Origin of the sequence: Streptomyces atroolivaceus (assembly GCF_000717025.1) — a bacterium.
GTDB classification, from domain to species: Bacteria; Actinomycetota; Actinomycetes; order Streptomycetales; family Streptomycetaceae; genus Streptomyces; species Streptomyces atroolivaceus.
The window spans coordinates 37,005-50,325 of sequence record NZ_JNXG01000016.1 but is presented as its reverse complement, the minus strand read 5'-3'; the positions used below and the strand labels follow the sequence as shown (position 1 = coordinate 50,325).

Annotated in this window: 9 protein-coding genes; 2 read left to right on the top strand and 7 right to left on the bottom strand. The window is 70.4% G+C overall.

Translation table 11 applies throughout. The features are described from left to right. Nucleotides 1-24: 24 nt before the first annotated feature. From ffh to nsdA, 5 genes are all read right to left on the bottom strand, one after another. Nucleotides 25-1,572 (bottom strand): signal recognition particle protein, encoded by a 1,548-nt coding sequence (gene ffh / locus OO67_RS26445; protein ID WP_033304050.1) that lies wholly within the window; start codon nucleotides 1,570-1,572, stop codon nucleotides 25-27. Nucleotides 1,573-1,692: 120 nt separating this feature from the next. Continuing rightward, on the bottom strand, nucleotides 1,693-4,146 hold the full coding sequence (locus tag OO67_RS26440) for a [protein-PII] uridylyltransferase (RefSeq protein ID WP_033304049.1): 2,454 nt from the start codon (nucleotides 4,144-4,146) through the stop codon (nucleotides 1,693-1,695). 32 nt (nucleotides 4,147-4,178) lie between these two features. Then, on the bottom strand, nucleotides 4,179-4,517 hold the full coding sequence (locus OO67_RS26435; RefSeq protein WP_033304048.1) for a P-II family nitrogen regulator: 339 nt from the start codon (nucleotides 4,515-4,517) through the stop codon (nucleotides 4,179-4,181). Then, nucleotides 4,514-5,863 (bottom strand): ammonium transporter, encoded by a 1,350-nt coding sequence (locus OO67_RS26430; RefSeq protein ID WP_033304046.1) that lies wholly within the window; start codon nucleotides 5,861-5,863, stop codon nucleotides 4,514-4,516. Before OO67_RS26430 ends, OO67_RS26435 begins: the two co-directional genes overlap by 4 nt. Before the next feature lie 339 nt (nucleotides 5,864-6,202). Continuing rightward, nucleotides 6,203-7,678 (bottom strand): transcriptional repressor NsdA, encoded by a 1,476-nt coding sequence (gene nsdA, locus OO67_RS26425; RefSeq protein WP_033304045.1) that lies wholly within the window; start codon nucleotides 7,676-7,678, stop codon nucleotides 6,203-6,205. Nucleotides 7,679-8,113: 435 nt separating this feature from the next. Here nsdA and OO67_RS26420 point away from each other — a divergent pair, with 435 nt between their 5' ends. Continuing rightward, complete coding sequence (locus tag OO67_RS26420) at nucleotides 8,114-8,761, top strand: bifunctional DNA primase/polymerase (protein ID WP_033304044.1); 648 nt, start codon at nucleotides 8,114-8,116, stop codon at nucleotides 8,759-8,761. Between the two features lie 65 nt (nucleotides 8,762-8,826). Here the strand turns inward: OO67_RS26420 and ftsY are convergent, their stop codons facing one another. Further along, complete coding sequence (ftsY, locus tag OO67_RS26415; RefSeq protein ID WP_033304042.1) at nucleotides 8,827-10,032, bottom strand: signal recognition particle-docking protein FtsY; 1,206 nt, start codon at nucleotides 10,030-10,032, stop codon at nucleotides 8,827-8,829. Nucleotides 10,033-10,142: 110 nt separating this feature from the next. Here ftsY and OO67_RS26410 point away from each other — a divergent pair, with 110 nt between their 5' ends. After that, nucleotides 10,143-11,534, top strand: coding sequence for a purine-cytosine permease family protein (locus OO67_RS26410; RefSeq protein WP_033304040.1), 1,392 nt, complete (start codon nucleotides 10,143-10,145; stop codon nucleotides 11,532-11,534). A gap of 115 nt (nucleotides 11,535-11,649) precedes the next feature. On the opposite strand, the gene OO67_RS26405 is transcribed toward OO67_RS26410, so the two are convergent. After that, nucleotides 11,650-13,068 (bottom strand): sugar porter family MFS transporter, encoded by a 1,419-nt coding sequence (locus OO67_RS26405; protein WP_033304039.1) that lies wholly within the window; start codon nucleotides 13,066-13,068, stop codon nucleotides 11,650-11,652. Between the last annotated feature and the right edge of the window lie 253 nt (nucleotides 13,069-13,321).

The following is a 13,321-nucleotide window of genomic DNA, read 5'->3' as shown; positions in this document are numbered from 1 at the left end:
CCCTTCGTCCGTGTCCCGGGCCGGTCAGCCCATGAACTTCTTGAACTCGTCCGGCAGTTCGAAGTTCTTGTCCTCCTGGGCGGGCAGGCCCAGTGCGCCGCCCTGCGCCGCCTGCTCGCGACGGGCGGCCGCGGCCTGCTCCTCGGCCTTGCGCTTCATCGGGTTGCCGCTCTTGCGCTTGCCCTTGGCCTGCTTGACCTGCTTCTTCTGACGGCCGGCGCCGCCACCCATGCCGGGCATCCCCGGCATGCCCGGCATGCCGCCGCCCTGGGCCATCTTCGACATCATCTTGCGCGCCTCGAAGAACCGCTCCACGAGGTTCTTCACGGCGGAGACCTCGACGCCGGAACCCTTGGCGATACGTGCCCGGCGCGAGCCGTTGATGATCGTCGGCTCGGCGCGTTCCTTCGGGGTCATCGACTTGATGATCGCGGCCGTACGGTCCACGTCGCGCTCGTCGATGTTGTTGATCTGGTCCTTGATCTGCCCCATGCCGGGCAGCATCCCGAGCAGCTTGGAGATGGAGCCCATCTTCCTGACCTGCTCCATCTGTGCCAGGAAGTCGTCGAGCGTGAAGTCCTTGCCCTTGCTCGACGCCAGCTTGGAGGCCATTTTGGCGGCCTCTTCCTGGCTGAAGGTCTTCTCCGCCTGCTCGATCAGGGTGAGCAGGTCACCCATGTCGAGGATGCGGGACGCCATGCGGTCGGGGTGGAAGGCGTCGAAGTCCTCGAGCTTCTCACCGTTCGACGCGAACATGATCTGCTTGCCCGTGACGTGGGCGATCGACAGGGCGGCACCACCGCGGGCGTCACCGTCGAGCTTGGAGAGCACCACGCCGTCGAAGCCGACACCGTCGCGGAAGGCCTCGGCGGTGTTGACCGCGTCCTGGCCGATCATCGCGTCGACGACGAAGAGGATCTCGTCGGGGCTGACGGCGTCGCGGATGTCCGCGGCCTGCCGCATCAGCTCCTCGTCGATGCCGAGGCGGCCGGCGGTGTCGACGATGACGATGTCGTGGACCTTGGACTTGGCGAACTCGATGGAGTCCTTGGCGACCTTGACCGGGTCGCCGACACCGTTGCCCGGCTCCGGCGCGTAGACCGCGACGCCCGCACGGTCGGCGACGACGCTCAGCTGGTTGACGGCGTTGGGACGCTGGAGGTCACAGGCGACGAGCAGCGGGGAGTGGCCCTGGCCCTTGAGCCAGAGACCGAGCTTTCCGGCGAGGGTGGTCTTACCGGCACCCTGAAGACCCGCGAGCATGATCACGGTGGGCGCGGTCTTGGCGAACCTGAGCCGCCTGGTCTCACCGCCGAGGATGCCTACGAGCTCCTCGTTGACGATCTTGACGACCTGCTGGGCGGGGTTCAGCGCCTGGGAGACCTCGACGCCGCGCGCCCGCTCCTTGACGTTGGCGATGAAAGCGCGGACGACGGGGAGGGCGACATCGGCCTCGAGCAGGGCGATACGGATCTCGCGAGCCGTGGCGTCGATGTCCGCCTCGGACAAGCGGCCCTTGCCCCTGAGGTTTTTGAAAGTCGCGCTAAGGCGGTCGGAGAGAGTATCGAACACGGCGCTCGTCGGTCCTCAGGGTCGGGGGCGTGGCAGGTCAGTCGTCCTCCAGGGTATCCGGACCCCGGAGAACGCAAAGCCGTCGCCCGTTTCTCGTGACGAACGGGCCCGGTACGGGGGTCAGCCCAGCTCCTTCTCGACCTCCGCGGCCACCTCCGCGGCACGCCCCGGGGACAGGGGCTCACCGTCACGGTCCGTGACGTAGAAGGCGTCCACGGCGTTCGCTCCGAGGGTGGAGACGTGAGCGCTGCGCACTCTCACCGCGCTCCGCTCCAGCGCCCGGCCGATCCGGTGCAGCAGCCCGGGTGCGTCCTGGGCCCGGACCTCGATCACCGTGGCCAGGCGGGAGCCGGCCGCCGCGACGGTCACCCGGGGGGGCGGGGCCTTCACTCCGCGCCGCCGTGGATAGGCGGCCTCACGCTCGGCGAGCCTGGACCGGATGTCCAGGGAGCCGTCCAGGGCTCGTACGAGGTCGGCGCGCAGCCGGGCGGCCTGCGGGAGCGAGCCGTACTCGGCCGCGACCCGCCAGCTGAGCACCAGCAGGCCTGCCGACTCGCCCAGCTCGGTGGGGAGCTCGACGGCGCGCAGGTCGGCGGCGCGCACGGTGAGGCGGTGCAGGGCGAGCACCCCGGCCGCCGCGGGCAGGACGCCCGGGCGGTCGGGCAGCGCGATGAGGAGCTCTACGCCGACGGGTTCCGGTTCGCCGGCCTCGGAGGCCGGTTCGGCCCGGGTGTGCAGGGACAGGACGGGCTCGCCGGTGCGCAGGGCCTCGACCGCGAGGCGTTCCTGCTCGGCGCTGGGCGCGAGCGGCTCCGGTGCGGGAGGTTCTTCGCCGGCCAGGAGCGCGGCGACACGCTTGACGAGGTCGGTGACGAGGGACGCGCGCCAGGAGCTCCAGGCGGCCGGGCCCGTGGCCAGTGCGTCGGCCTCGGTGAGCGCGTGCAGGAGTTCCAGGGTGGACGCGCTGCCCACGGCGGTGGCGACGGAACGCACGGTCGCCGGGTCGTCGAGGTCACGCCGGGTGGCGGTCTCGATGAGCAGCAGATGATGACGTACGAGCGTGGCGACGACGCCCACGTCCTGCTTGTCGAAGCCGATGCGGGCGGCCATGTCCCGGGCGATGACCTCGCCCGCCACGGAGTGGTCCCCGGGCCAGCCCTTGCCGATGTCGTGCAGCAGGGCGGCGATCAGGAGGAGGTCGGGGCGGCCGACACGGCGGGTGAGGTGGGAGGCGCGGACGGCTGTCTCGACGAGGTGGCGGTCGACGGTCCAGGTGTGGACGGGGTTGCGCTGCGGCCGGCAGTGGACCCGCTCCCAGTCGGGCAGCAGCCGGGCGATGATGCCTTCCGCTTCGAGGGCCTCCCAGACCCCGACGGTGGATTCGCCGGCGCCGAGCAGTGTGACGAGCTCCTCGCGGGCCTGCGCCGGCCACGGCACGGGCAGCGGCTGGGCGGCGGTGCTCAGGTGACGTACGAGGTGGCGCGAGAGCGGCAGGCCGGCCTCGGCGGCAGCGGCGGCGGCCCGGAGGGTGAGTACGGGATCGCGTTCGGGACGCGCGGTGCGGGCGAGGACCACTTCGCCGTCGGCCTCGACGACGCCTTCGGCGAGCGGGGTGCGTTCCGGTGCGGTCTTGGACCCACCGCCGAGAATCGCCCGCAGACGGGGTCTCGCGGAGCGGGAGCGCAGGACGCGGTTCACCTCGCGCCAGGTGACGTCGGTGGCGTACGAGATGGTCCGGGCGGCCTCGTACACCTGGCGGAGCAGGGCGTCCGAGTCGAGGAGGCCGAGGGCTCCGGCGACCTGGTCCTGTTCCTGCAGGGCGAGGCGGTCGGTGGCCCGGCCGGTGGTGAGGTGGAGTGCGTCACGGGCGTCGAGGAGTGTGCGCCGGGCCTCCGCGAGCCCTTCGCGGGGCGCGTCCGCGACCCAGGAGGCGGCGACCGCGCGCAGGGCGGTGGCGTCCCGGAGGCCGCCCCGGGCCTCCTTCAGATCGGGTTCCAGGAGGAACTGGAGCTCGCCCATGCGTTCGGCCCGTTCGCGGCAGAGGTCGTCAAGGGCAGGAAGGCGTTTGGGGGCCTGGTTGCGCCAGTCGGCCAGGATCGCGGTCCGCAGTCCGGCGACGAGGCCGAGGTCCCCGGCGACGGGCCGCGCGTCGAGCAGTCCGAGCTGGACCTTGAGGTCCTCCCCCGCCGTCCTGCGTGCTTCGCCGGGGGTGCGTACCGAGTGGTCGAGGGCGAGACCGAGGTCCCAGACGGGGTACCAGATCCGGTCGGCGAGGGTGGCCACGGCTCCGGCGTCGGCGGTGCCGTCGTGGAGGAGCAGGAGGTCGAGGTCGCTGCGCGGGGAGAGCTCGCCCCGGCCGTAGCCGCCGACGGCGACGAGGGCGGCGCCACGGACGCCCGCTTCCTCGGCGGCCGCGGTGAACAGCCCGTTGAGCCATTCGTCGGTGAGCCGGGCCAGGGCGGCACGGCGCGGCGGCCCGGACCGCGTCTCCTCCTGGAGGAGGCGCAGCCGGGCCGCCGCATAGCCGCTGGGTCCCGAGTCCTCGGATCCTGTGGTCACTTCGGTGCTCGTCACCCAGCTGCCTTTCCGTTCACAGGGACCGTCGGTCAGAGTGCGTCCGGGCCGCGTTCACCGGTCCGTACGCGGATCGCGGTGTCGACCGGGACGCTCCAGACCTTGCCGTCACCGATCTTGCCCGTCCGTGCTGCCTTGACGACCACGTCGATAAGCTGTTCGGCGTCCTCGTCCTCGACGAGTACCTCGATACGGATCTTCGGGACGAGGTCCACGGTGTACTCGGCACCACGGTAGACCTCGGTGTGTCCGCGCTGACGCCCGTAGCCGCTGGCCTCCGTGACCGTGAGGCCCTGGACGCCGAAGGCCTGGAGGGCCTCCTTGATCTCGTCCAGCCTGTGCGGCTTCACGACTGCGGTGATGAGCTTCATGCGTCCACCTTCTTGTTCGTCGGGGCTGCCGTGGCGCCGGGCGCCGTGGTGGTGCGGGAGGCGGAGCCGCCACCGGCGCCGCTGAAGTCGTACGCCGTCTCGGCGTGTTCGACCTGGTCGATGCCGGAGACCTCGTCGTCCTCGCTGACCCGCATCCCGATCGTCCTGTCGAGGACGAACGCCAGGGCCGCGGAGACCACCAGGGAGTACGCGAGGACCGCGAAGACACCGACGGCCTGCTTGCCGAGCTGTTCGAGTCCGCCACCGTAGAAGAGGCCCTTGGCGTCGGACTGCACACCGCCGGTGGCGAAGAAGCCGACGAGGAGGGAGCCGAGGACACCGCCGACGAGGTGGACGCCGACGACGTCCAGGGAGTCGTCGTAGCCGAACTTGTACTTGAGGCCGACGGCCATGGCGCACAGGACACCGGCGATGACGCCGATCGCGATGGCGCCGAGCGGGCTGACCGCACCGCCCGCGGGGGTGATGGCGACGAGGCCCGCGACGGCGCCGGACGCGGCACCCAGAGTCGTGAAGGAGCCGTGGCGGATCTTCTCGTAGGCGAGCCAGCCGAGGACCGCCGCACCGGTGGCGACCTGCGTGTTGACGAACATGACGGCACCGACACCGTCGTCGTTGCCGAGCCACGAGCCGGCGTTGAAGCCGAACCAGCCGAACCACAGGAGGGCGGCACCGAGCATGACGAGCGGCAGGCTGTGCGGCCGCATCGGGTCCTTCTTGAAGCCGACCCGCTTGCCGATGACGAGGATCACGCCGAGGGCCGCGGCACCGGCGTTGATGTGGACGGCCGTGCCACCGGCGAAGTCGATGACACCCATCTCGAAGAGCCAGCCTCCGGCGCCCCAGACCCAGTGCGCGACCGGGAAGTAGACGACGGTGACCCACAGGGCGATGAACAGGGCCCAGGAGGTGAACTTGACGCGGTCGGCGAGGGCGCCGCTGATCAGCGCCGGGGTGAGGATCGCGAACATCATCTGGAAGACCGCGAAGACGTACACCGGGATGGTGTAGCCGTCCCAGAGCTCGGTGACGCCGATCCCGCTCAGGCCCACGAAATCGGAACTCCACCCGATGACGGAGCCGACGTCGGTGCCGAAGGCGAGGCTGAATCCGTAGAGCACCCACAGGACCGTGACGATCCCGAGGCTGATGAAGCTCATCATCAGCATGTTCAGGGTGCTCTTGACGCGGACCATGCCTCCGTAGAAGAAGGCCAGGGCCGGGGTCATGAGCATCACCAGCGCGGAGCAGATGAGCATGAACCCTGTGTTGGCGGCAGACAGCTCGGGGGCGTCTGCGGCAAGCGTCGTGATGCCTGGGGGCATCGGCGTCTCCTCGTCGTCGGTGCGGCCACGTGCGGGGGTGCGGGACCACGGTGAAAAGGTGCGGGCCGGTTATGCGCCATGACATTCGCGCAGCGCGGTTTCCACGAATGCCGCACGATGTTTCACCGCAGTGACGAAGGAGCTCCGCGTGTTACGTACCGATGAACCGTGGGTGTCGGGCCCGCTGTGCTGCCTACCATGCTGCCCGCGCCGCATACGGTGCGGTTGAGACGGCCGGAGACGTGAACCGGCCACGACGGCGACCCTCTGACCTGGCGATGGGGGAGCCGAGTCGGGTGGTACGGGGCGGCCGTCGTGGCCGGTGGCGGTGGGTTCCGGTCAGACCGCTTCGGCGGTCTCCGGGAGCTGTTCACCGAGCAGGTCGGTGAGCCGGGCGACCTCGGCGATGTCGCCGAAGTCCCTGGCAGCGGTGTCGACGGTCTTGCGGAGCCTGGTGTTGACGCGCTCCGACCTGACCTTCTTGGCGATCTTCAGCGCCTGGGTGGCGAGGACGGTCGACTCCTCCGGCTCGCGCTTGAGCAGGTGCACGGTGGCCATGCCGATCAGATTGAGCGCGTAGGACCTCTGGTGCTCGTCGTCCTCGCCGAAGAGCTCGACGGCACGGGCCATGACGGGCTCGGCGAGCGAGGCGTACGTGGGGCTGCGGCCTGCGACATAGGCGAGGTCACGGTAGGAGTGGGCGTTCTCTCCGTGCAGTTCGGCGTCGGAGAAGAAGCGGATCCAGTCGGGCTCGGGCTCGTCGTCGAGGACGGCGTCGGCGAAAGTGTCCTCCGCCATCCGGACCGCTCGCTTGCACCTGCTCGGCTGGCCCATGTTGGCGTAGGCGCGCGCCTCCATCGCATACAGCATGGCCTGGGTCCGGGCGGTGGCGCAGTCCCGGCTGCCGTACTGGGCGAGGTGGATGAGTTCGAGTGCGTCGTCGGGCCGGCCCAGGTGGATCATCTGGCGGCTCATGCTGGACAGGATGTACGACCCCAGCGGCTTGTCGCCGGCCTCCTTGGAGGCGTGCAGGGCCAGCACGAAGTACTTCTGGGCGGTGGGCTGGAGGCCCACGTCGTAACTCATCCAGCCCGCGAGCTCGGCCAGTTCGGCGGCGCAGCGGAAGAGGCGCCTGGCGGTGGCCTGAGGCTGCGGCTCCTGCAGAAGGTCGGTGACCTCGTGCAGCTGGCCGACGACGGCCTTGCGGCGCAGCCCGCCGCCGCACTGGGCGTCCCACTGGCGGAACATCGCCGTGGTGGATTCCAGCAGGTCCAGCTCGGGGCCCGAGAGCCGCGAGGGGCGGCTCTCCGTGGTCGGCAGCTCCGGTTCCGACTGCCCCGGGCGGGTGACGGGCACGAGCCAGCGCTGCATGGGTTCGATGAGGGTGGGCCCGGCGGCCAGGGCGAGGGAACTGCCGAGGAAGCCCCGCCTGGCGAGCATGAGGTCGCTGCGGGAGAACTCGCTGAGCAGCGCGACGGTCTGCGGTCCCGCCCAGGGCAGGTCGACCCCCGCCACCGAGGGTGCCTGGTGGGGGGCGCGCAGCCCGAGGTCCTCGACGGAGACGACGGTGCCGAAGCGCTCGGAGAACAGCTCGGAGAGGATGCGCGGGATCGGTTCGCGGGGCTGTTCACCGTCGAGCCAGCGGCGCACCCGGGAGGTGTCGGTGCTGATGTGGTGGGCACCCAGCTGACGGGCCCGCCGGTTCACCTGGCGGGCGAGCTCGCCCTTCGACCAGCCGCTCCGCACGAACCACGAACCCAGTTGCCCGTTGGGGCGCTTCCCGGGATTCGTCTCGCCTGCGCCACTGCCACTCACTGGAACGCCCCCATCCCGCCGAAACCTGTCGCGCGAACCTCTATCAGACTGCCGTGCCCTGGTGCCGTCCGTACGGACGTTGCGAGCCATCGAACAGACAGACGGATTGCCCGAGGCATACTCAACTGCACATGCAATTGCAGGTTCGAGCACCCACGGTAATCCTACGATCACCGCTCCGGCGAGGGGCGTTGCGGAAACGCCACCATTCGCCACCCCTTCGGGTGAACCCGTTCGGCGCAGGTCGCGATTCACTTGACAGGCCGCGATCAGCAGCGAGCGGAGTGAAGCATTCAGGGGCGCGCGGCGCACAGCGCGCACCCCTGTGCCGACCCTGCACGCGCCGGCGGTCGACGGCGCACGGATACCCGGATACGTCGAGGACTGAGGACATCGGGTCGTAACCACCGGTGAGTCGGACCCGTTGGAGGGGGCATGGGCTTCACGATCGGCGGCATCCGGGAGATGCGGTCCGGCACACGGCGCCGCGGCCGCGCGGCCGGGGCGACCGAGGTGGCCGAGTACACGGGACTCTGGGGCTGGGCGGTGGCTCCGGGCACTCGCGCCTCGGCCGGCGCGTGTTCCTGCGGTGACACCGCGTGTGCCGCCCCCGGCGCGCATCCGCTGGACTTCGCCCGCGAGGTGCCGCCGGGCGCCACGCACGCGATGGCCGCGGACGCCTGGGCCGAGGTGCCGGGCGCCTCGATGCTGCTGCCGGTGGGCAGGACCTTCGACGTGCTCGACGTCGCCGAGGCAGCGGGCCGGCGCGCACTGGTGCGCATGGAGCGGCTGGGCCTGCCATTGGGGCCGGTGGCGGTGACACCGGCCGGTCGTACGCAGTTCTTCGTCGCCCCAGGCGCCGCGGCGGGGCTGCCCGGGCTGCTCTACCGGATGGGCTGGGACGACGCGGATCTCGATCTGCGGGCGCTGGGACCCGGTGCGTACGTGACCGCTCCCCCGTCGGACCTCGGAGGCCTCGGCCCCGTCCGCTGGCTGCGCCCGCCGGTGCCGGACACGGCCGCCGCTCCCCCGCAGGCCCGGCTGCTGCTGGGCACCCTCGCCTACATATGCCACCGCTGGTGAACGCCGAAGGGCGGTGAACCCCTCTCGGGTCCACCGCCCTTCCGTGACTGCGCGGGATGCGCCGGTCAGTCGCCGATCAGCGCGTCGACGAAGGCGCCCGGCTCGAACGGGGCCAGGTCGTCCGGCCCCTCACCGAGGCCGATGAGCTTCACGGGGACGCCCAGCTCACGCTGGACGGCGATGACGATGCCGCCCTTGGCGGTGCCGTCCAGCTTGGTGAGGACGATGCCGGTGATGTCGACCACCTCGGCGAAGACCCGCGCCTGGACGAGGCCGTTCTGACCGGTCGTGGCGTCGAGGACGAGCAGGATCTCGTCGAGCGGCCCGTGCTTCTCGACGACCCGCTTGACCTTGCCGAGCTCGTCCATCAGGCCGGTCTTGGTGTGCAGCCGGCCCGCGGTGTCGATGAGCACCACGTCGGCGCCCTCGGCGATACCTTCCTTCACCGCGTCGAAGGCGATCGAAGCCGGGTCGCCGCCCTCCGGGCCGCGCACCGTGCGTGCGCCGACGCGCTCGCCCCAGGTCTGGAGCTGGTCGGCGGCGGCGGCGCGGAAGGTGTCCGCGGCGCCGAGGACGACGCTGCGGCCGTCCGCGACGAGCACCCGGGCGAGCTTGCCCGTGGTGGTCGTCTTCCCGGTGCCGTTGACCCCGACGACCATCACGACGCCGGGCGTCCCGTCGCCGCCCTCCGTCTTCACGGCCCGGTCGAAGTCCGGACCGAGGAGGGTGACGAGCTCCTCGCGCAGCAGGGTGCGCAGTTCGTCGGGCGTACGTGTTCCGAGGACACGGACCCGCTCACGGAGCCGCTCCACCAGCTCCTGGGTGGGGGCGACGCCGACATCGGCGGTGAGGAGGGTGTCCTCGATCTCCTCCCAGGTGTCCTCGTCGAGGTTGTCGCGGGACAGGAGCGTGAGCAGCCCCTTGCCCAGGCTGTTCTGCGAACGGGCGAGCCGGGCGCGGAGCCGCACGAGACGGCCGGCGGTGGGCTCGGGGACTTCGAGCTCGGGGATCTCCGGCTCGACGACGACCGGGGTTTCCTCCACGGGAGTCCCGGCGCCGGGAACACCGACTTCCTCGATGGGGCGCCGCGCTTCGTCGCGCGGCGTCTCGGCTTCCTCGCCGACACGGGGCTCGGCGGGAGGAGTGATGGTCGGCGTGCTCGACGGCGCCGAGGGCGGCAGCTGCTTCTTCTTGCGGCTGCTGACCACGAGCCCGCTGATCAGGCCGACCGCGACCAGGGCGATGACTACAGCAAGGATGACGATTTCCATAACGTGTCCAGTATCGGCCACAGCGGTGGTCCGGCGCGGTTGCGGACGTCGGCTGGTGCCGACCACTGGGGCGGTATGCCACGTTTGGGGGTAAAGGTACGCTGCTGCCCGTGGAGAACCGCGGCCTGGACCCCGTCCCCGACGACGAGCGCACCGGCCGGGTCCGCGCCCTCCTTCCCACCTGGGTGGCGGCCAACATGACGGTGCTGCTGCTGACGGTGGGAGCGGGGCTCACCGTCTTCAACGGGCTGAACTTCTGGCAGGTGCTCGCCGTGGCGGTCACGGCCCCCGTGCTCTCGTTCGGACTGGTCGGCCTCGTGTCGATCGCGGGCAAGCGCGGCGGGGCGCCCGGCATGGCACTGTCCAGGGCGGTCTTCGGGCAGCGCGGCAACCTCTTTCCCGGCGCCCTGCTGTGGGTGGCGCGCTGGGGCTGGGAGACCCTGAACGCGGTGACCGGCTCCTACGCCCTGCTGGCGGTGCTCGACCTGGCCTTCGGCATCCGGAGCGGCCACCCGCTGGTCCTGGTGACTCTGACGTCCTTCGTCGCCGCGAGCTTCCTCGTGTCCGGGCTCGGCATCAGGGCGCTGCGACTGTGTTCACGGGCCTCCGCCTGGCTCTTCGGGAGCGTGAGCCTCCTCGTCCTGGTGCACCTGATCGGCTCGACCCACTGGCGGACCGTCCTGGACCGGCCGCCGGGCCCGGGAGCGATGACGATCGCCGGGATCGGGACGCTGGCCGCCGGGGGCATCAGCTGGGTCCCGTCGGCGCCGGACTTCGCCCGCTACCTGCCCCGCTCCGCGTCCGGCCGGGCGATGGTCGCAGCCGCGGTGGGCGGGGCCCTGGTCACGGTGGGGCCGATGGTGATGATGGGCGCCGTGCTGGCGGTGGGCTCACCCGACCTGGCCGTCACCAAGGACCCGGTGGCATTCATCGGCGAGCTGCTGCCGAGGTGGATCTCGGTGCCGTACCTCCTGATCGCCGTCGTCGGCATGATGCTGATCAACGCGATGTCGATGTACTCCGCCGGCTTCACCGCCCAGACGCTCGGGTTCGCGGTACCCCGCGCCTGGGCCGTGGGTGTGAACGCGATGATCAGCCTGTTGCTCGGAGGGGCGCTGATGCTGGTGGCGACGAGTTTCGTCGGCACCTTCCTGTCGTTCCTGACCCTGCTCGGTGTGACGTTCTCCGCCTGGATCGGGGTCTTCGGTGTGGATCTGCTGCGAGGCCGTACGTACGACTCCGCGGCCCTCATGGACACCACCCCCGGCAGCGGCTACTGGTACACGGCCGGGTTCAGCCGCCAGGCCATGGGCGCCTGGGGCGCGGCACTCGTGACCGGGCTGCTGCTGACCGACGTGGAGTGGTTCACCGGCCCGCTCGCCGCCACCTGGGTGGGGCGTCACGGGCTGGGCTGGGCGGCCACCATCCTGGTCGCGGCGGGGGTGTACGGGGCGCTGCCGCGCCCGGAGGACGGCACCGGTGGCACGCCGGCCCGGTTCTGACACGGGGTGGACGAGCGGTGCGGCGGGGACGCCCCCGGCCCCGCACGCAGAACGCTGCCCCGGGCCGGCATGGGCCGGACCGGGGCAGCGGGGTCGAGGAGAGGGGCAGCGGGGATTAGCCCATCTCCTCCAGCGCCTTGCCCTTGGTCTCCTTCACGAACTTGAGCACGAAGGGGATCGAGAGCACGGCGAAGCAGGTGTAGATGACGTAGGTGCCCGAGAGGTTCCAGTCGGCCAGGCTCGGGAAGCTCGCGGTGATCGCCCAGTTGGCGATCCACTGCGCGGAAGCGGCGACACCGAGCGCGGCGGCACGGATCCTGTTCGGGAACATCTCGCCGAGGAAGACCCAGACCACGACACCCCACGAGAGGGCGAAGAAGAGCACGAAGACGTGGGCCGCCACCAGCGCCACGACGCCCTCGGTGTTCGGCAGCTTGCCGTCGACCAGGTCGGCGGAGAAGGCCCAGGCCTCGAACGCCAGGGCGATGGCCATACCGATGGACCCGACGAGCGCGAGCGGCCTGCGGCCCACGCGGTCCACCAGGACCATGGCGATCACGGTACCGATGATGTTGATGATCGACGTGGTGAACGAGTAGAAGAACGAGCCGGACGGGTCGATGCCGACGGACTGCCACAGCGTCGCCGAGTAGTAGAACGCCACGTTGATGCCGACGAGCTGCTGGAAGACCGACAGACCGATACCGACCCAGACGATCGGCAGGAAGCCGAAGCGGCTCCCGAGCAGGTCGCTGAACGTGGACTTGTGCTCACGGCGCATCGCCGTCTCGATCTCGTTCACGCGGGCGTCGAGGTCGACGTTCTTGCCCTCGACCTCTTCGAGGATCTTCCGGGCGCGGTCCTTCTTGCCCACGGAGATCAGGAAGCGCGGGGACTCCGGGATCGCGAAGGACAGCAGGCCGTACAGGATGGCCGGTACGACCATCACCCCGAGCATCCACTGCCAGGCCTCGAAGCCACCGATCTTGCCGCGCTGGTCACCGTCGGCGAGCTGCAGGATGCCGTAGTTGACCAGCTGCGAGATGGCGATGCCGATGACGATGGCCGCCTGCTGGAAGGAGCCGAGGCGGCCGCGGTAGGCGGGCGGCGAGACCTCGGCGATGTAGGCCGGGCCGATGACCGAGGCCATGCCGATCGCGAAGCCGCCGATGACCCGCCACATGGCCAGGTCCCAGAGGGCGAACGGCAGCGCGGAGCCGACGGCGCTGATGGTGAAGAGCACCGCCGCGATCTGCATGCAGCGGATGCGGCCGATCCGGTCGGCGATGCGGCCCGCCGTGGCCGCGCCGATGGCACAGCCGATCAGAGCGATGGCGATGACCTGCGCCAGCGTCCCTGATCCGATGTCGTAGCGGTCGCGGATGGCCTCGACGGCGCCGTTGATCACGGAACTGTCGTAGCCGAAGAGGAAGCCGCCCATCGCTGCGGCTGCCGTGATGAAGATGACATGGCCGAGATGGTCCGGGTGGGCCTCCCGGGCTCCGGACTCCGGTCCGCGCTCTGTGCTGGTCACATGAACTCCTGGTACCTGGCCGCAACGTCAGGTGTGGGGGGTGAGCCCTCCTAGTGGCGCACAACTTTGAGCCGACCACCACTTGAAGGTAAAAACAACATTGCTGAGGTTATGCGTTCAAGTTTCGAAGTCAAGACGTGGGTTCGAGTGAAGATGTTCCTCACAAGTACCCAGGAGTGCCCAAAAGGTGTGTTGAAGGGTTGAAGATTGCGTGAAGAAGGTGTGATCACCCGTCAGCAAGTGCACAGAGGGC